The sequence below is a fragment of the Arthrobacter sp. 135MFCol5.1 genome (assembly GCF_000374865.1).
Taxonomy (GTDB): Bacteria; Actinomycetota; Actinomycetes; order Actinomycetales; family Micrococcaceae; genus Arthrobacter.
Window position 1 is genome coordinate 1 of record NZ_KB895458.1, and the last position, 18,547, is coordinate 18,547.

The 18,547-nt window shown below is 66.0% G+C and carries 13 protein-coding genes; 1 reads left to right on the forward strand and 12 read right to left on the reverse strand.

From position 1 onward, the window contains the following. The 4 genes from C563_RS22780 to C563_RS0111990 all read right to left on the reverse strand — a co-directional run. Positions 1–189, reverse strand: a 189-nt coding sequence (locus tag C563_RS22780; RefSeq protein ID WP_231369884.1) for a hypothetical protein, incomplete at its 3' end; no start/stop codon positions are given. A 347-nt stretch (positions 190–536) separates the two neighbouring features. After that, positions 537–4,202 (reverse strand): 1,4-alpha-glucan branching enzyme, encoded by a 3,666-nt coding sequence (locus tag C563_RS0111980; protein ID WP_018762300.1) that lies wholly within the window; start codon positions 4,200–4,202, stop codon positions 537–539. Position 4,203: 1 nt separating this feature from the next. After that, complete coding sequence (gene treS / locus C563_RS0111985) at positions 4,204–5,997, reverse strand: maltose alpha-D-glucosyltransferase (protein WP_018762301.1); 1,794 nt, start codon at positions 5,995–5,997, stop codon at positions 4,204–4,206. After that, positions 5,994–8,036, reverse strand: coding sequence for an alpha-1,4-glucan--maltose-1-phosphate maltosyltransferase (locus tag C563_RS0111990; RefSeq protein WP_018762302.1), 2,043 nt, complete (start codon positions 8,034–8,036; stop codon positions 5,994–5,996). The genes treS and C563_RS0111990 overlap by 4 nt, the downstream gene beginning before the upstream one ends. 192 nt (positions 8,037–8,228) lie before the next feature. Here C563_RS0111990 and glgP point away from each other — a divergent pair, with 192 nt between their 5' ends. Next, positions 8,229–10,847: an alpha-glucan family phosphorylase gene (glgP, locus tag C563_RS0111995; protein WP_196803336.1), complete on the forward strand. Its 2,619-nt coding sequence runs from the start codon at positions 8,229–8,231 to the stop codon at positions 10,845–10,847. A 72-nt stretch (positions 10,848–10,919) separates the two neighbouring features. Here the strand turns inward: glgP and C563_RS0112000 are convergent, their stop codons facing one another. From C563_RS0112000 to C563_RS0112035, 8 genes are all read right to left on the reverse strand, one after another. After that, a complete protein-coding gene (locus tag C563_RS0112000) occupies positions 10,920–11,276 on the reverse strand; it encodes a barstar family protein (RefSeq protein WP_018762304.1) in 357 nt (118 codons plus the stop codon). Between the two features lie 7 nt (positions 11,277–11,283). Then, a complete protein-coding gene (locus tag C563_RS0112005; RefSeq protein ID WP_018762305.1) occupies positions 11,284–11,772 on the reverse strand; it encodes a ribonuclease domain-containing protein in 489 nt (162 codons plus the stop codon). A gap of 32 nt (positions 11,773–11,804) precedes the next feature. Beyond that, the gene (gene glgX, locus C563_RS0112010) at positions 11,805–13,913 is read right to left on the reverse strand and encodes a glycogen debranching protein GlgX (RefSeq protein WP_026264732.1); all 2,109 of its coding nucleotides are present in this window, start codon (positions 13,911–13,913) and stop codon (positions 11,805–11,807) included. A gap of 92 nt (positions 13,914–14,005) precedes the next feature. Continuing rightward, positions 14,006–14,995 carry a 23S rRNA (guanosine(2251)-2'-O)-methyltransferase RlmB gene (gene rlmB / locus C563_RS0112015; RefSeq protein WP_018762307.1) on the reverse strand — a complete coding sequence of 330 codons (990 nt, stop codon included), beginning with the start codon at positions 14,993–14,995 and terminating at the stop codon, positions 14,006–14,008. 104 nt (positions 14,996–15,099) lie between these two features. Continuing rightward, entirely contained in the window at positions 15,100–16,566 is a 1,467-nt protein-coding gene (gene cysS / locus C563_RS0112020; RefSeq protein ID WP_018762308.1) for a cysteine--tRNA ligase, read from the reverse strand. 9 nt (positions 16,567–16,575) lie between these two features. Further along, the gene (gene ispF, locus C563_RS0112025; protein ID WP_026264734.1) at positions 16,576–17,076 is read right to left on the reverse strand and encodes a 2-C-methyl-D-erythritol 2,4-cyclodiphosphate synthase; all 501 of its coding nucleotides are present in this window, start codon (positions 17,074–17,076) and stop codon (positions 16,576–16,578) included. 8 nt (positions 17,077–17,084) lie between these two features. Then, on the reverse strand, positions 17,085–17,864 hold the full coding sequence (gene ispD, locus C563_RS0112030) for a 2-C-methyl-D-erythritol 4-phosphate cytidylyltransferase (protein WP_018762310.1): 780 nt from the start codon (positions 17,862–17,864) through the stop codon (positions 17,085–17,087). Positions 17,865–17,971: 107 nt separating this feature from the next. Next, positions 17,972–18,454: a CarD family transcriptional regulator gene (locus tag C563_RS0112035; RefSeq protein ID WP_011690592.1), complete on the reverse strand. Its 483-nt coding sequence runs from the start codon at positions 18,452–18,454 to the stop codon at positions 17,972–17,974. Between the last annotated feature and the right edge of the window lie 93 nt (positions 18,455–18,547).

Here is an 18,547-nt window from a genome sequence, read left to right on the forward strand (position 1 = left end):
ACGCCGCCAGCGTTCATCCTGAGCCAGGATCAAACTCTCCGTTGAAGTAAAACAGACACAACCAAGCAGGTGGAAATAACACCACACCCGGCTGCACAAAATTTGAAACCAGCTGTAAAAACCAGACCACACCACGGGGTGGCGGATCCAGCCAAAACAACCAATCCATAAAACAATTGGTATCAACAAACTTGGCACACTATTGAGTTCTCAAACAACAGACACACCCGGCACCACCACAACCAAAAACCAGTCGCAGATCGCTCCGGAGCAACTTTCCAAACTTACCGGCTGACTTCCAGCGTGTCAAATCGGCGTCCGCGATTTTCCTCAGCGTAAGCTTGGGGGATCGGTTGTCCGCCTGACTCCGTGGAGCAGCGCGGAAATAAACTCTACCACCACTTATTCGGGATCGCCAGTCGGCGTGGAGCGGCTGCCTGGGCCGTCCTCGACCGGCCGGGTTCGCCAACGAGAAGGGCCCGGAATCCTGCCGGATTCCAGGCCCTTCTAACTCACTGCGGAGTGTCCTTGGGCGATCAGGCCGAGGTGGGCGCTCCCGGCCTGAAGTAGGACGCGCCCAGCGGAGGCAACGTCACCGTCAGGGTGGCCGGTTGCCCGTCCTGCCCTTCGGCGGTGGCTGTCAGCGCACCACTGTTGAGGACGCCGGAGCCGCCGTAGGTGGTGTGGTCGGTGTTGAGGACCTCAGTCCAGGCGCCGGCCGATGGCACGCCCAAGGTGTAGCCGACATGCGGGCCGCCGGAGAAATTGATGGCGCAGACGATCGGTTCGCCGTCGGTGCCCCACCTGATGAACGAGAGGACATTACGGTCGGCGTCTCCCCCGTTGATCCACTGGAACCCGGCCGCGACGTTGTCCTGGGTGTAGAGCGCCGGCGTTGACTTGTACAACTCGTTGAGGTCCTTGGTCAGCAGCTGCAGTCCCTTGTGCGCCGGAATGTCTGCCAGCCACCAGTCCAGTCCGTGCTGTTCGGACCATTCTGCTTCCTGCCCGAATTCCGTACCCATGAAGATGAGCTGCTTGCCGGGGTGCGCCCACTGGTAGGCAAAGAACGCGCGAAGGTTTGCCAGCTGCTGCCAGCGGTCGCCCGGCATCTTGCGGAGCATGGAACCTTTGCCGTGGACCACTTCGTCGTGGCTGATGGGCAGCAGGAAGTTCTCCGTGAACGCATACACCAGGGAAAACGTCACCGTGCCGTGGTGCCACCTGCGGTTGTAGGGGTCCTCCGAGATGTACTTGAGCGAGTCGTGCATCCACCCCATGTTCCACTTCAGGCCGAAGCCGAGGCCGCCGTGGCTCGTGGGTGCAGTCACCCCCGGAAATGCGGTCGACTCTTCGGCGATCATGACGGCGCCAGGATGTGTCTTGTAGACGGTGGCGTTGACTTCCTGCAGGAAGGAGATCGCTTCCAGGTTTTCCCGGCCGCCGAAGCGGTTGGGCCGCCACTCGCCTTCCTTCCTGGAGTAGTCGAGGTACAGCATTGACGCCACCGCATCCACGCGCAGGCCATCTATGTGGAACTCGTCCAGCCAGTAGAGCGCGTTCGCCACCAGGAAGTTCCGGACCTCGGTGCGGCCGAAGTCAAAGATCAGGGTCCCCCAGTCCGGGTGCTCGCCGAGGGCCGGATCAGAGTGCTCGTAGAGGGGCTCGCCGTCGAAACGTGCCAGCGCCCAGGCGTCCTTGGGGAAGTGGGCCGGGACCCAGTCCAGCAGTACGCCGATGCCGGCCTGGTGAAGCGTGTCCACCAGGTAGCGGAACTCGTCGGGGTGGCCGAACCGGGACGTCGGCGCGAAGTAGGACGTGACCTGGTAGCCCCAGGAGCCGCCAAACGGGTGTTCCGCCACCGGCATGAACTCCACGTGGGTGAACCCCAGCCATTTGACGTACTCCACCAGTTCCTTGGCCAGTTCCCGGTAGCCAAGTCCCAGCCGCCAGGAGCCCAGGTGCACTTCGTACACGCTCATGGCCGAGTTGTGCGGATCGCGCTGGGCGCGTGCTTCCATCCACTCGTCGTCCTTGAAAGCGTAGGACGGCTCCACCACCCGGGAGGCCGTGAGCGGGGGAACTTCGGTGCCGAACGCCAGGGGGTCGGCCTTTTCGACCCAGTATCCGCCGCGGGTCAGGATTTCGAATTTGTAGCAGGCGCCCGCTGCCACACCCGGGATGAAGACTTCCCACACCCCGGATGACCCCAGCGAGCGGAGCGAGTTTTCGCGTCCGTCCCAGGCGTTGAAATCACCCTTGACGCGGACGGCCTGTGCGTTGGGAGCCCACACGGCAAAGGAAACACCGTTGACGTCCCCCAGCGAAGACTTGTAGTGCCGGACGTGGGCGCCGAGGACTTCCCAGAGTTTCTCGTGCCGGCCCTCGCCGATGAGGTGGAGGTCCACTTCTCCTACGGTGGGCAGGTAGCGGTACGGCTCATCAACCGTCAGCGGCTCTTTGCCCGGGTACGTGACCGAGAGCCGGTAGTCGGGGACATGACCCTGCTGCACGGGTTCCAGCACGGCAACCCACACGCCGTGGGCCTCGTGTTCCATGGGAACTTCGCCGGCCTGGGTGACGACGGTGACTGCTTCGGCCAGGTGCTTGACGGTCCGGACGGTGACGTGACCGTAGTCGTCCAGGTGCGCGCCAAGGACGGAATGGGGCGCGTGGTGTTCACCGTTCGCGATCTTGCCCAAGGTGCCTTCGTCCACGTGCAGCGGCACCCCCGGGCGGTCAGTTTGTGCTGAGCCTGTCATTTCGTTACCTTCCGATGCTGCGCCGGCCTGATCGCCGGTGCCATTACCGCTCAGGAGCCGTCTGGAGGCATTCACGGGGATCGCCAGCCAGTCGGGCCTGTTACGCATTTCATAAACAACTTCGTACAGCGCCTTGTCCAGCCACAATGCCACAAACAAGGGCGAGGTCCGGTCCACCGTGCCGGGAATGACGGCCCCGTACCCTTCCAGGAACGCGTCAGCGCAGTCCTCCACCCAGGTGTCCGGGACCTGGGCGCCTTCCTGCTCGCGTTGGGCGGCGCCGGCCGCGTAGTCGAACGACCGCAACATTCCCACGACGTCGCGAAGGGGCACGTCGGGGACGTTCCGTTCGGCGATGGGACGCAGCGGTTCGCCCTCGAAATCGAGGATGGCCCACCGGGAATGTCCACCGGGTTGCCCTGCGACCTGCAGGATTTGGCCCAGGTGGAGGTCGCCGTGGATGCGCTGCAGGGGGCCCGTGGGCGCCCCGTCAAGGCCGGCCAGGAGGGCATCCAAAGCGGCGTCATAGGGGCCGACGGCGGCACGGGCTTCCGCCCAGGCGCTGCGGACGCGGTGGGCTACGGCGGGTCCGATGCCCTTGCCGGCGCCGGGCTCCACTGATTGCCCCAGAGCCTCCGCCAGCCGCCGGTGCACGTTGGCCGTGGCGGCACCGAGGGCCCGTGCCTCCGCCGTGAAGTCGGCACCCTGGCGTGCAGCGTCCACTGCCAGCCGCCAGGCATCACGGCCGCCGGCCAGGAATTCGTGGGCTACCGCAAGCTCGCCCTGGACGGGCTTGCCCTGCCCAAGCCACTCTCCGCGGACCCAGCCAAGGGTTGCAGGCACTTCGGGCGTACCGGCGGTGGTCAGCGCCGCCCCGACTTCGATCTCCGGGTTTGTCCCGTCAGACAGCACCCGGAAAAATTTCACCATCGCCGCCGATTCGCCATCGTCCACAATGACTGAACTGTTGGACTGCTCTCCGGACAGCACTTTCACCACCCCTTTGGCGGTGGGAAGCCGGTATGGGCCGGCCACGCGGTGTCCGGTGGCGGTCCCGCTTGCAGCCTTGTCCTCCTGCCGGATGAGTTCCAGCCAGGCGCCGACGAAATCGGGATCGTGCACGGCGTCGTAGACCCAAGGGCGGGAGGGGTCGGTTCCTGCCGCTTCGCCCACGAGCGCCCGTTCCATGCCACCGGCCGGTGCCGGGCGGAAGCTCAACGGCACCTGGACCACGGTGGTGCGGCGGCCGCCGTCGGGCCCGTCCGTGCTGGCACTGAGGAGGAACACGGCCAAAGCTGCGTGGCCGGTGGGGTCCGCCAGGCCCAGGCTGCCCACTTGGGACATGGCGAAGTCGGGAGTCTTGATGGGGAACCAACGCTGCTGCGGCAGCCATTCCTTGAGCAGCGCGGTCAGGGCGGGAGTGAGGATTGGCTGTTTCATCTCAGTTCTCTATCGACAGGATGGGCATGGCCTGGGTGTAGGGCGAAGACGGGTTCGACCCCGCCGTCCGCATCCGCAGCCAGAAGAAGTCATGGCTTCCGATGGTCAACGTGAGGCTTCCGTCATCACCGATGCCCGGGAAGGGTTGGCCGCCGAAAACATCGCGCAGCCCCCTCCCCGCGTACTCGGGAACGGCCAGTGTGGCGGCCACAGGATGCTGGGAAAGGTTGAAGGCGCACAAAATTGTTTCGGCCGGGGCCCCGGCCGGGTTGTTGGCCGGCAGCTCGCGCAGGTACGCCAGGACGGCGTCGTGGTCTGCTTGCACGTGTTTGAACCCGCCAAGGCCGAACGCGGGGTGGTTCTTGCGGACGCTGAGGATCTGCCGTGTCCAGCGCAACAGCGACCCGGAGTGGGCGGCCTCGGCTTCGACGTTGGCCATGCCGTAGTTGTACACCAGCGACTGGATGGGCGGCAGGTACAGCTTGCCGGGATCGGCGTGCGAGAACCCCGCGTTCCGGTCCGGGTTCCATTGCATGGGGGTCCGGACGGCGTCCCTGTCCTCGAGCCAGATGTTGTCCCCCATCCCTATCTCGTCGCCGTAGTAGAGGAACGGGCTCCCCGGAAGTGAGAGCAGGAGCGCGTTGATCAGCTCGATCTCGGCCCGCGAATTGTCGAGCAGCGGCGCCAACCGGCGCCGGATGCCGATGTTGGCACGCATCCGGGGGTCCGGCGCGTACCAGCCCAGCATGGCCGCGCGCTCGTCAGCGGTGACCATCTCCAGGGTCAGCTCATCGTGGTTGCGCAGGAAGGTCCCCCACTGGGCACCGTCGGGGATGTCCGGTGTGTCTCGCATGGTTTCGATGATGGGCGCGGCCTTCTGGTCCCTGAGGGCGTAGTACAGGCGGGGCATGATCGGGAAGTGGAACGCCATGTGGCATTCGGGTTCCTCCTCTGTCCCGAAGTACTCCACCACCTCATTGGGCGGCTGGTTTGCCTCGGCGATGATCACCCGGCCGGGGTAGCTTTCGTCCACCATGGCCCGCAGGCTGCGGAGGAACTCGTGGGTGGCGGGCAGGTTCTCGCAGTTGGTGCCCTCTTCCTCGAAGAGGTAGGGGATGGCGTCCGCACGGAACCCGTCGATTCCCTGGTCCAGCCAGAACCTGACGACGTCGAACACGGCCTCGATCACCTTGGGGTTTTCGAAGTTCAGGTCCGGCTGGTGGCTGAAAAACCTGTGCCAGAAGAACTGCCGCCTGATGGGATCGAACGTCCAGTTCGATTCCTCCGTGTCGACGAAGATGATGCGTGCGTCCTGGTACTTCTCGTCCGTGTCGCTCCAGACATAGAAGTCGCCGAAGGGGCCGTCGGGGTCTTTCCGGGATTCCTGGAACCAGGGATGCTGGTCGGAGGTGTGGTTCAGCGGCAGGTCGATGATGACCCGGACGCCACGGGCATGGGCTTCCGCCACGAGCCGCTTGAAGTCGCTGATGGTGCCGAATTCGTCCAGCACGGAGTTGTAGTCCGAGATGTCGTAGCCGCCGTCGCGCAGCGGTGACTGGAAGAACGGGGGCAGCCAAAGGCAGTCGACGCCCAGCCACTGCAGGTAGTCCAGCCGGTCGATGAGTCCGGAGAAATCCCCGGACCCATCGCCGTTGGCATCCGCAAAGGCCCGGACCAGTACCTCGTAGAACACGGCCTTGCGGTACCACAGGGGGTCATGCTGAAGGCCGGGCGCATTTAGCTCGAACGTGCTTTTTGGGGTGAAGTGGCCGGAACTTTGCGGATTGAAACTCACGAATGCATTCTCCTCACGCTCAGGATGTGGGCCGGTTCCACGTGCGGGTCGAGCCGCACGTAGTTGTACTCGCCCCACTCCCAGCTTTGGCCGGAGATCAGGTCGTCCACGTAGAAGCCACCGCCTGCGGTGCGGTCCTGCGGGTCCAGTTCCAGGGCTGCCAGGTCCAGGACGACGCTGCATTCCTTGGTGACGTGGGGGTCCACGTTCACCACGACAATGATGGTGTCCTTGGTCCCGTCGGGGAGGGTCTTGTGCTTGGAGTAGACCACCGTGGATTCGTCGGTGCTCTGGTGGACCGTCAGGTTCTGCAGGTCCAAGAGGGCCGGGTGGTCCCGCCGGATGTGGTTAAGCCGCGTGATGTACGGTGCCAGCGAGCGCCCGGACTCCGCGGCGGCTTCCCAGTCGCGCGCCTTGTACTCGAACTTTTCGTTGTCGATGTATTCCTCGGCGCCGGGCCGGGCAACGTGCTCGTAGAGTTCGTAGCCGGCGTAGACGCCCCACAGCGGGCTTCCGGTGGAGGCAAGCACCGCCCTGATCCGGAATGCCGCGGGCCCGCCGTACTGGAGGTATTCGGTGAGGATGTCAGGGGTGTTGACGAAGAAGTTGGGGCGGAAGAACGCCGGGGATTCGTGGCTGACTTCGTCGAAGTACGCCTCGATCTCCTTCTTGGTGTTGCGCCAGGTGAAGTAGGTGTAGGACTGCTGGAAGCCTGCCCGGCCCAGGGCGTGCATCATGGCGGGCCGGGTGAATGCCTCGGCGAGGAATACGACGCCGGGGACGGCCTTATTCACCTCGGCGATAAGCCATTCCCAGAACCACACCGGTTTGGTGTGCGGGTTATCCACCCGGAAAATCTTTACCCCGTGGCTGACCCACAGCAGCACAATGCGGAGAATTTCGCGGGCAAGACCTTCCGGGTCATTGTCGAAATTCAGCGGATAAATGTCCTGGTACTTCTTCGGCGGATTTTCCGCGTAGGCGATGCTGCCGTCCACCCTGGTGGTGAACCATTCGGGGTTCGTCTGCACCCAGGGGTGGTCGGGGGCCGCCTGCAGGGCCAGGTCCAGCGCAACTTCCAGGCCCAGTTCGTTGGCGCGGGCCACGAAGGCGTCAAAGTCCTCGAAGGAACCGAGATCGGGGTGGATGGCGTCGTGGCCGCCCTCCTTGGCGCCGATGGCCCAGGGCGAACCCGGATCATGCGGGCCGGCCACGAGGGTGTTGTTGGGCCCCTTGCGGTGCTGGACGCCGATGGGGTGGATCGGGGGCATGTAGAGGACGTCGAAGCCCATGGCCGCGACGGCGTCGAGGCGGCGGGCTGCCGTCCGGAAGTTTCCTGAGGTCCAGACGCCGGTGTTGTGGTCCTTGACAGCGCCTTCGGACCGCGGGAAGAACTCGTACCAAGCGCCCCGGCCTGCCCGGTCCCGCTCCACCAGGAGGGGGAACTTCTCCGAGACGGTCACCAGTTCGCGGATGGGCTGGCGGGCAACGATGTCCGCGATTTCCTGGCCGAACCCGGCCGCGAGGCGTTCCTCGGTGCTGCGGGACTGGTCAGCCAGGACCTCCGAGGCATGCCGGAGGGCCGCCTGGTCCACCTCGTCCCGGAAGTCTTCCGCGGAGGCTTCACCGAGCAGCTTGGCACCTTCGGCAAGCATGAGCTCGACGTCGATGCCGGCGTCGATCTTCACCTCGGCGTTGTGGTGCCAGGTGCCGTAGCGGTCGTGCCAGGCTTCGATGACGAAGGACCAGTCGCCGGTTTCCGACGGCGTGAGGACGCCCTCCCAACGGTCGGTCCCCATTCCGCGTTCCCCGCGGGGCGGGGAAAGCCGGACCCGCTGCCGCTCTGCACCCGTGGGGTCCAGGAGGACGGCGCTGACACCAAGTTGGTCATGGCCTTCCCGGAAGGCGGTGGCGCCCACAACGATGGCCTCGCCGGGGAGGGCTTTGGCGGGGACCCTTCCGCCGTCGACGACGGGCTGCACATTGGTGATGGGAAAACGCCCGAACCGCAGACCCTCGGTGATGCGGCGCTGGGGCATTTTGGTGGATGCGGCACTGGTTCCTGAGTTAGTCGTCACAGGCTCGACGTTAGCGAGAAATGCCCAGGATTGCTAAGGCTGCTCCCTAAAATCCATCGCGCCGCCGCCCAATTTCTTCACGCCCCTGTCATTTACCCAAAAGAAACCCAAAGCTTGTTCCGGCCCAGCAGGTTGTCGGTTAGTGTGGCGCAGGTGAAGGCAATCCGCAGGTTTACGGTCCGTACAGTCCTCCCCGAGCCCATCCGGCCGCTGGCCCGGTTGGCCAGCAACCTGCGGTGGTCCTGGCACCGCCCCACGCGCGAGCTCTTCGCCGGGCTGAACCCGCGCCTGTGGGAGGAAAGCGGGCAGGACCCCATCGGCTTCCTGGGCATGGTCAGCCGGGAGGAGTTCCAGCGGCTCGCCGCGGACCAGTCCGTCGTGGACCGGGTCCGCGCGGCCGAAGTGGACCTTGACCGGTATCTCGAGGAGCCGCGCTGGTACCAGGGCCTGGGCCCGGAGGCACCCGCCGCCATTGCCTACTTCTCGCCCGAATTCGGCATCACCGAGGTCCTCCCCCAGTACTCGGGCGGCCTGGGCATCCTGGCCGGCGACCACCTCAAGGCGGCCTCGGATCTGGGCGTTCCCCTGGTGGGTGTGGGCCTGCTCTACCAGGCCGGCTACTTCAAGCAGTCACTGTCCCGGGACGCCTGGCAGCAGGAGACCTACCCTGTCCTGGACCCCGACGGCCTGCCCCTCACACTGCTCCGCGAGCCATCCCCGGACGGCAACGGAAAGGCCGTGGAGGTAGCGCTCCCGCTGCCCAACGGACGCCGGCTCCTGGCACATATCTGGCGTGCCGACGTCGGCCGCGTCCCGCTGCTCCTGCTGGACTCCAACGTGCCCGGCAACGACGACGCCGCGCGGAGCATCACCGACCGGCTGTACGGCGGTGGCGGTGACCACCGGCTGCAGCAGGAGCTGCTGCTGGGCATGGGCGGTGTCAAGGCCCTGCGCGCATTCCAGAAACTGACAGGGTCCCCCGCCCCGGAGGTGTTCCACACCAACGAGGGACACGCAGGATTCCTGGGCATTGAACGCATCCAGGAACTGATGTCAGGGGAACAGGCCCTGACATTCGACGAGGCGTTGGCCGCCGGCCGCGCCTCCACGGTGTTCACCACCCACACCCCGGTCCCGGCGGGCATTGACAGGTTCGAGATCGCCCAAATCAGCCACTTCTTCCAGGCCGGCCTGGCACCCGCTGTCCCGCTGGACAGGATCCTGGAACTGGGCCGCGAAAACTACGCCGACGGAAACCCCGCCGTCTTCAATATGGCCGTCATGGGCCTCCGCCTTGCCCAGCGCGCCAATGGCGTGGCCAAACTGCACGGCGAAGTGTCCCGCGGGATGTTCTCCGCCCTGTGGCCGGGATTCGACCACTCGGAGGTCCCCATCACCTCCGTCACCAACGGCGTCCACGTCCCCACGTGGGTGGACAGCCGGATCTCCAAGCTGGCAAGGGACCAGTTCGGCAGCGAAGCGGAAGCACTGGGCAAATGGGACCTGGCCTACAACGTCAGCGACGCCGACGTATGGGCGCTTCGCCGCGAAATGCGGGCGGCACTGGTGGAGGATGTGCGCCGCAGGCTCCGTGCTGCGTGGAAGAAGCGCGGCGCGGCCGACGCCGAACTGGGCTGGACGGACAACGTCCTGGACCCGGACATACTCACCATCGGGTTTGCCCGCCGCGTGCCCACGTACAAACGCCTGACCCTGATGCTACGGGAACCTGCGCGGCTCAAGGCACTCCTGCTGCACAAGGACCACCCCATCCAGTTGGTCATCGCCGGAAAGTCCCACCCTGCCGATGACGCCGGCAAGAAGATGATCCAGGACCTGGTGCGGTTCACTGACGACCCCGAGGTCCGGCACCGCATCGCGTTCCTGCCCAACTACGACATCGCGATGGCCAGGACGCTGTTCCCTGGCTGCGATGTGTGGCTGAACAACCCGCTTCGGCCGTTGGAGGCCTGCGGTACATCGGGCATGAAGGCCGCCCTGAACGGGTCGCTGAACCTGTCCGTCCTGGACGGCTGGTGGGACGAGATGTACGACGGCGAGAACGGCTGGGCAATTCCGACGGCCAACAACGACGCATCCCCGGAGGAGCGGGACGACATCGAGGCCGCCGCCCTGTACGAACTGCTGGAAACCCAGGTGGCGCCGCGCTTTTACGGGAGCACGGTGTCCGATGGTGCGGGGGCGGCTGGCCCCTCCACGACCCGGAGCGAGACAGTTCCCACGCACTGGGTATCCATGATCAAGCACACGCTCTCGCACCTGGGACCCGCGGTCTCCGCCGAGCGGATGCTCCGGGACTACGTCAACATCCTTTACCGCCCGGCGGCTGACGCCGGGCGCAGCGCCACCGCGAATTCATATGCGCAGGCCCGGGCGCTGGCATCCTGGTCTGCCAAGGTTCGCGGCACCTGGCCGCAGGTCCACGTGGAGCATGTTGATTCGGTGGGCGTTTCGGAGGATCCGCAGATCGGCGACACCCTTCAGGTCAATGCGTACGTGGCGTTGAACGCACTGACTCCGGAAGATGTCTGCGTCGAGGTGGCCTACGGAAGGGCTGAGGAGAATGACACCCTGGCGGACATCACCATGATGGAACTGCAGGTGAAGGAAGACCTGGGCAGCGGCCGCCACCTGTTCAGCGGCTCACTGCTGATCGACCGCTCCGGACCGTTCGGCTACACGGTCCGGGTGCTGCCCCGGCACGAGGCGCTGGCCTCGAAAGCGGAGCTCGGCCTGATCGTCAACGCCTGACCTGGTGTCCGGCCTGCCCCGGCCGGCCGGACACCAGGTGCTTGCGAAGCCCTCGGCTTGGAGCCAGGAGCCTCAGAGCAGGACAGCCGTGACGGCCAGGTCCTTGCCCGCGTACCGTTCTGCGTCCTGCAGGATCTCGCAGATGATCCCGAACGACCGGTCAGCGCGGAACGGGGCCGCAACCTGCCACAGGACGGTCACCGGCGGATTGCCGTTGTCCGTGATGTTGTCCGCGAAGTCGTGCAGCGAATCGTTCAGCGCATCCAGGTTCACACCGTAGTGCTCAGGAAAGTCCAGGACCTCGCCGAAGGTTTCCAGGACGGCGCGTTTGCTGTCGGCCGGCGGGACCACAAGGCTGCGGCGCCCGGCGTCCGCTACCTGCGCCTCCAGCTCTTCGAGGGTCCAGGTGTCGCCGGAAAGAATTTTCATGGGTGCGCTAGCTGCCTTCCGCTATGTACTTGAATGTCGCGTAGTGGTCTCCGGTGTAATACTTCTCCCCGCCGTTGCCTGCCACGATCCGGCGCGCGCCCCGGTCCGGTTCGCCGGGGGTTCGAACCGTGTACTCGCGGTAGTAACCCCGGTCCCGTGCAGGCAGGACGCGCTCAAAGTTGCCGAACACCTGGTCGTCCTGGCTGAACTGGTACGGGCCGCCGGTCCGGATCAGCGCCAGGACGCGGCGTCCTTCCACCGGGAGCGCGGACTCCCGGATTTCCGGCAGGCTGGACGGGTTGGCTCCCCGGTGTGGCGCCGCGCTCTTTCCCGGCGCCGGCGTCCCCGGGCCGCCGGGAGCCGTACTCGCTCCAGAGGCCGCGCCCGGCGTCGTGCCTTCCCCTTGGCCGCCCAACAGCCCGGCCCCGCCGAATGCCACCAGCGCCAGCACCACCAGGGCGGTAAGGAGCAAGGGAAGCATGGAGCGGTTACGCATTGGGGTGTACCTGCCGGCCGGTTGTACTGGGTCTAGGTTCGGTAGATGCTGATGGAGTTGGCCTCGGCAACATCGGTCTCGCCCGAGGCAACCCGGATGCCCTGCCGCTGCTCATGGAGCGGCGATGTGGTCAGGCGCAGCTCGAAAAGGCTCGGCGCCGCCCGCCCGAGGTCCGGCAACGTGATTTGTACATCCGTGGCACCGCCGTTCACCACCACCAGCCCGGCGAGGGCGCCGCCGTCATCGCCCAGCAGGAGTTGCAGGACCCGGTGGTGCGGATCGTTCCAGCGTTCAGCGGACATCGGCTGCCCGAATTGGTCGAACCAGTAAAGGTAGGACTGCTCGTCCCGGACGGGGAAATCATGGGGCTGGGCGGCCAGGAATTCCTTGCGCAGCCGGATGTAGCGCTTGGTGCTGCGCAGCATTTCGTGCGCCTCCGGGGTCAAGGTCCAGTCAAGCCAGGTCATGGCGTTGTCCTGGCAGTAGGCGTTGTTGTTGCCCAGTTGCGTCCGGGCCAGCTCGTCACCGGCAGTGATCATGGGGACTCCGAGCGAGACCATCAGTGACGCCATCAGGTTGCGCCGGGACTGCGCGCGCCTGGCCAGGATCAGGCCGTTCTCGGTGGGCCCCTCCACGCCGTGGTTGTAGCTGCGGTTGTCGCCGTGCCCGTCCCTGTTCTCTTCACCGTTGTCCTCGTTGTGCTTCCTGTCGAAGGAGACGAGGTCGTTCATGGTGAAGCCGTCGTGGGCGGTAACGAAATTCACGGATGCCAGCCGTGAGCGGCCGGATGCCTGGAAGAGGCCGGCCGAACCGGAGAGCGAATCGGCGAGTTTGGCCATGGTTCCGCCGTGGCCGCCCGCATCCATGGCTGCCCGGTCCGCCAGCCAGAACGTCCGGACGGCGTCCCGGAAGTGGTCGTTCCAGTCCACCCAGCCTGGCGGGAACCGCCCGGTTTGCCAGCCGCCGTAGCCAATGTCCCACGGCTCGGCAATCAGTTTGACGCCGGAGAGGACGGGATCCGCGGCGATGGCGGTGAGGAACGGGTGGTTGGGGTCGAACTCGTTCCCGGCGTTCCGGCAGAGGGTGACGGCAAGGTCGAACCGGAAACCGTCAACGTGGAACTCGTCCACCCAGTACCGCAGTGAATCGACCGCCAGTTGGACCACATGCGGTTCGCCGAAATTCAAGGTGTTGCCGCACCCGGTGGTGTCCACGTACTTTCCGTGGCTGTCCATCCGGTAGTACGCCTGCTCCCCCAGTCCGCGGAAGCTGATGACCGGACCGTCCTGGGTTCCCTCCGCTGTGTGGTTGTAGACGACGTCGAGGATGACTTCGAGTCCGGCGGCGTGCAGGGCCTTGACCATGCCCTTGAACTCGTCCTGGACAGCCTGCGGGCCCGCTTCCCGGGCGGCACGGGTGGCGTAGCCGGGGTGCAGGGCGAAAAACGCGGCGGTGTTGTAGCCCCAGTAATTGGTGAGCCCCAGGTCCTGCAGGTGCAGCTCGTCGAGGTGGAAGTGCACAGGCAGGAGCTGCACGGCAGTGATGCCCAGGCCGGTGAGGTGCTCCACCACGGCTGGGTGGCCCATGCCGGCGTAGGTGCCCCGTAGGTCCTCAGGCACGTCGGGGTGGAGCTTGCTCTGGCCCTTGACATGGGCTTCATAGAGAATTGTGTTGCGCCACGGCAGGGCCGGACGCTCGTCCGATCCCCAATCGAAATCGGGTGCGGTCCGGACGCTGGCCAGCAGTCCGTCCTGCTCGTCCACCCCCCGGCCGTACGGGTCCAGCAGCAACGGCGGGTTGCCGGCGTCGTCCCCGTTTCCCGAGGCGGAGGCGTGCGGCGGCAGGGGCCGGCGGTCTGAGGACGGGCGGAACCCGTACCGCGAACCAAAGGGCAGGTCCTCGACGATGCCGTGATGGACGCCGCGCGCCACGTTCGGCAGGGTCCGGGACCGCCACTGGCCGCCCGGGGGGCAGTACACGATGTCCAGGCTGGGCACGGCTGGCGCGAAACAGGCAACATTGGCGCGGCCGCCGGCGTGGTGGCGTGTACCGCCGGAATCAACGCGCGGGACACTGACACCGAGGGGAACAGCCGAGGAGGCGTCCATGGTGGATGCGGTGTCGAAAAGCGGCATGACCATCACCTAAATGATAGCCGCCCGGGGCGGTTGACCTGCCCCGTCACCCCGGCACTGCAAGGCAATCGTGCCCCCGCACCGGGGGCGGTGGGCCACTACCCCGCCGCGCGCTGGCGGGAGACCTCGTACAGCGAGATGCCCACGGCCATGGAGGCGTTCAAGGACTCCATGGCGGAGTCGATCGGGATGGAGACAATCTGGTCGCAGTTCTCCCGGACCAGGCGGCTCAGGCCCTTGCCTTCCGAGCCCACCACGATGCACACCGGCTCGGTGGCCAAAGTGAGGTCGGGCAGCGAGACGTCGCCGTCGCCGTCGAGCCCCAGCACGAAGATGCCCATGCCCTTGAACTGCTTCAGGGCGTTGTTCAGGTTGGAGGCGCGGGCAACGGGGACGCGGACCGCCGCGCCGGCGCTGGTCTTCCAGGCCGAGGCCGTGACACCGACGGAGCGGCGCTCCGGAACAATGACGCCGTGGCCGCTGAACGCGGAGACGGAACGGATGATCGCTCCGAGGTTCCGGGGGTCGGTGATGCCGTCAAGGGCGACGAAGAGCGGCGCGTTGCTGACGTGCCCCTTCTTCCACTTCTCCACCGTCTCCTCGGCCAGTTCGTACGCGTCCTGGTACTCGTAGGGCGGAATCTGGAGCACCAGGCCCTGGTGGACGGCGTCGTCGGTCATCCGGTCCAGTTCGGGCTTGCCGGTTTCGAGCAGCGGGATGCCGCGTTCGGCGGCGAGCTTCAGGGACTCCTTGACGCGGTCGTCCATCTCGATGCGGATGGCCACGTGCAGGGCCTTTGCCGGGATGCCCGCGCGGAGCGCTTCGACCACGGAGTTGCGGCCGGTGACCACTTCTTCGGTGGCGCGTCCCTTGGGGCCTGACTTGGCGGCACCGGCGCTTCGTGCACCCGGGCTGCGCTTGGCTGCGGACCGTTCGGCCAGTTGCTTGGCCTTGTGCGCCTTGTGGTACGGACGGTCCTCGGCCTTGGGCGTCGGGCCCTTGCCTTCGAGGGCCTTGCGGCCATGGCCACCGGTTCCGATGGTTGGGCCCTTCTTCGTTTTAACCGATCGGCGACCATTGTTGGCCATGATGTTCCACCCTTGATTGTGCTGACTGAGTCTGCCTACCAGTCTACTGACCGAAGAAAAATCGACGCGCGGGGGCTGCGGGCGTGCTCAGGGGCAGTGGCTGATCAGTCCCGCTTGAGGCTCCAGGTGGCACCGTCCGGGCCGTCTTCCACCACGACGCCGGCCTGGTTGAGGGTGTCCCGGATGGCGTCGGAAGCAGCCCAGTCCTTGGCGGCACGGGCAGCGGCACGGGCCGCCAGCTGCGCCTCCACCAGGACGCCCAAGGCGTCGGCCTCCCGGCTGCCCGCCTGCCCGGAACCGGCGACGGCGTTGAGGCCCAGGACGTCGGTCATGGTGACGACGGCGTACATCGCTTTCCGGGCAGCGTCGTCGTCCCCGTCCGCCAGGGCCGTGTTCCCGGCCCGCACGGCCTCGTGCAGCGCCGCCAGGGCACGGGGAACATTCAGGTCGTCGTCCATCGCAGTTGAAAACGCGTCCAGTGCCTCAGCCGGGTCAGCGGAGCCGCCGGCCACAAACCCGAAATCGGCGCCGAAGCGCGCCACGGCCTTCGCCAGGAACCCGTCGATGCGTTCGACGGCGGCAGCGGCTTCCTGGAGGGACGTGGGCCGGTAGTCCAGGACGGAGCGGTAGTGGGCCTGGCCCAGGTAGTAGCGGACAACCCGGGGGGAAGCGAGTTCCAGCATTTCGGTGGGGCTGATGGTGTTCCCAACGGATTTGGACATCTTTTCGCCCTGGTAGGTCACCATGCCGTTGTGCATCCAGAAGTTGGCGAAGCCATGTCCCGCAGCCTGCGACTGGGCCATCTCGTTTTCGTGGTGTGGGAAACGCAGGTCCAGTCCGCCGCCGTGGATGTCGAAGGCAGTTCCCAAGTACTTGGTGACCATGGCGGAGCATTCCAGGTGCCAGCCCGGACGCCCCGCACCCCACGGCGAGGCCCAGCTGGCGGTGGCCGGCTCGCCTTCTTTGGAACCCTTCCACAACGCAAAGTCGCGGGGATCCTTCTTCCCGCGGGGATCGGCGTCGGGCGCTGCCTGCATGTCGTCGATGTTTTGCCGGGTGAGTGCCCCGTAGTTGCCCCAGGAACGGACGTCAAAGTACACGTCGCCTGATTCGTCCAGCGCGGGGTAGGCGTGGCCGCGGTCGATGAGCTGTTGGATCAGGGCGTGCATCTCGGGGATGTGCCCGGTGGCCCGGGGCTCGTACGTGGGGCGGGAGACGCCGAGGGTGTCGTAGGCCGCCAGGAATTCCCGCTCGTAACGGTATGCCAGCGCCCACCACTCCTCCCGCGGCACTTCTCCCGGCTCGGGGATGAAGTCCGGCGCGAATGATGCCTCGGATTTGGCGAGGATCTTGTCGTCAATGTCCGTGACGTTGCGGACCACAGTGACGCGAAGGCCCCGGTATTGCAGCCAGCGGGTCAGCTGGTCGAAGGCGATGGCGGAACGGATGTGCCCCACGTGGGGCATTCCCTGCACCGTGGCCCCGCAGTAATAGAGGCTGACCTTGCCCTCAACGATCGGGGTGAAGTTCCGGACTTCGGCGGAGGCGGTGTCATAGAAGCGCAGGGTCACCGCTCCAGACTAGCCGATGGTGCCGCTGGTCCGTGGGTAGACCAAGGCGGTAGCCACCGCGGAGATGCCCTCGCCACGGCCGGTGAATCCCAGGCCGTCGCTGGTGGTGGCAGTGACGCTCACCGGTGCACCGGCGGCCTCTGAGAGGACGTGCTGAGCTTCTTCCCGGCGGGGACCGAACTTCGGCCGGTTGGCCACGAACTGGACGGCGATATTGCCGATCTCGAAACCCGCAGCCCGGACGATCCGCGCCGCTTCGGCGAGCAGCGTCACACCCGACGCACCGGCGAATTCCGGGCGGTCGGTGCCGAAGTGGGTGCCAAGGTCGCCGATGCCGGCGGCGGAGAACAGCGCATCCGCTGCGGCGTGGGCCACCGGGTCGCCGTCAGAATGGCCGGCCAGGCCGCGTTCGCCGGGCCAGAAGAGTCCGCCGAGCCACAACGGGCGGTCCTTGCCGTGGGCGGCGTATGCATGGACGTCGATACCCACACCGGTCCGCGGCAGGATCATGTCCGCGCTCACCCTTCCACCCACCGGGCGCCAAGGGGACCCTCAAGGAGCCCTTCGGCGAAGATCAGGTCAAGCGGCGTGGTGATCTTCAGCGACTGGGTTGAGCCGCGGACAGCGTAGACCGGCGTCCCCAGCATCTCCACGAGCATGGCGTCATCGGTGACGGCCGCCGACTCCCGCCGGTCCAGGCCCTCGGCGGACCGGTGCGCCTGCACCAGCGTGTCGAGGGTGAATCCTTGGGGTGTCTGAACGGCCCGCAGTTCCTCGCGGCGGGCCGTTCCCGTGACCACCTCCGGCGCGAAAACGCTGTCCCCCCCGGACGTGGCTGCAACGGTCTTGATGGTGTCCACGACGGGGAGAACGGGAATGACGGCGGCAGCGCCGGCGGCAAGGGCTTCCGTTACGCGGTGGAAGACGGACTCGGGCGTCAGCGCCCTGGCGGCATCGTGGACCAGGACCGCTTCCGTGCCGTCCATCAGGGCAGCCATACCGGCGCGGACGGAGTCAGCCCGGGTGGCGCCGCCGTCCACAAGGGTGAGGAGGGGGCCGCCGTCGGCCAGTTCGTCCCGGAAACTGCCGCAGAGACGGCGCAGGCCTTCGTCCCCTGCGGGCAGCACCACGCAGACCTGGCTCGCAACACCGGAGGCGACGATGCCCCGCAAGGCATGCATCAGGATCGGTTCGCCTCCGAGGGGGACAGCCGCCTTGGGCATCCCGTAGCCGAGCCGCTGCCCGGAACCGGCGGCCACCACGATGACTCCCGTGACAAGGGGCGTTGATTCACTCATGCGGACTAGCCTACGACGCCGTGGCGGCTGCGCCGTGCCCGGGTCGCAGCCCGGTTCCGGGCAAAAAGAAGCCCCGGCGGCACGTGGGTGCTGCCGGGGCTAAATTCTTAGGAAGCCAGGACCTCGTCGAGAACGCTTGCGGCCTTCTCCTCGTCGGTCTTTTCAGCCAGCGCCAACTCTGAAATCAGAATTTGGCGGGCCTTGGCCAGCATTCGCTTTTCGCCTGCGGAAAGGCCCCGGTCGTGATCCCGGCGCCACAGGTCGCGAACGACCTCTGCCACCTTGATGACGTCACCGGAAGCAAGCTTCTCCAGATTTGCCTTGTACCTGCGTGACCAGTTGGTGGGTTCTTCGGTGAACTCGGCACGAAGCACATCAAACACGTGCTCCAGGCCTTCCTTGCCCACTACGTCCCGAACCCCAACAAGGTCCACGTTTTCTGCTGGAACTTCAATGGTCAGATCACCCTGAGCCACCTTGAGCTTGAGATACATCTTCTCTTCGCCCTTGATGGTGCGCATCTTGATTTCTTCAATCTTCGCAGCACCGTGGTGAGGGTAAACTACTGTCTCGCCGACCTCAAATACCATGTGGACATTTCCCCTTTCCCGCAGACCAGTTTATCACGATTCAGGCATATGACCGGCCGGAGAAAGGGCTCCCAACCGCGAAAATACGCGGAA

Excerpts from the sequence above, each read along its gene's own strand:
- C563_RS0111980 (WP_018762300.1), bottom strand. The coding sequence starts at position 4,202 with ATGAAACAGCCAATCCTCACTCCCGCCCTGACCGCGCTGCTCAAGGAA.
- C563_RS0111990 (WP_018762302.1), bottom strand. The coding sequence starts at position 8,036 with ATGCCCCAGCGCCGCATCACCGAGGGTCTGCGGTTCGGGCGTTTTCCC.
- C563_RS0112000 (WP_018762304.1), bottom strand. The coding sequence starts at position 11,276 with ATGAAAATTCTTTCCGGCGACACCTGGACCCTCGAAGAGCTGGAGGCG.
- ispD (WP_018762310.1), bottom strand. The coding sequence starts at position 17,864 with ATGAGTGAATCAACGCCCCTTGTCACGGGAGTCATCGTGGTGGCCGCC.
- C563_RS0112005 (WP_018762305.1), bottom strand. The coding sequence starts at position 11,772 with ATGCGTAACCGCTCCATGCTTCCCTTGCTCCTTACCGCCCTGGTGGTG.
- C563_RS0112035 (WP_011690592.1), bottom strand. The coding sequence starts at position 18,454 with ATGGTATTTGAGGTCGGCGAGACAGTAGTTTACCCTCACCACGGTGCT.
- glgX (WP_026264732.1), bottom strand. The coding sequence starts at position 13,913 with ATGGTCATGCCGCTTTTCGACACCGCATCCACCATGGACGCCTCCTCG.
- rlmB (WP_018762307.1), bottom strand. The coding sequence starts at position 14,995 with ATGGCCAACAATGGTCGCCGATCGGTTAAAACGAAGAAGGGCCCAACC.
- ispF (WP_026264734.1), bottom strand. The coding sequence starts at position 17,076 with ATGATCCTGCCGCGGACCGGTGTGGGTATCGACGTCCATGCATACGCC.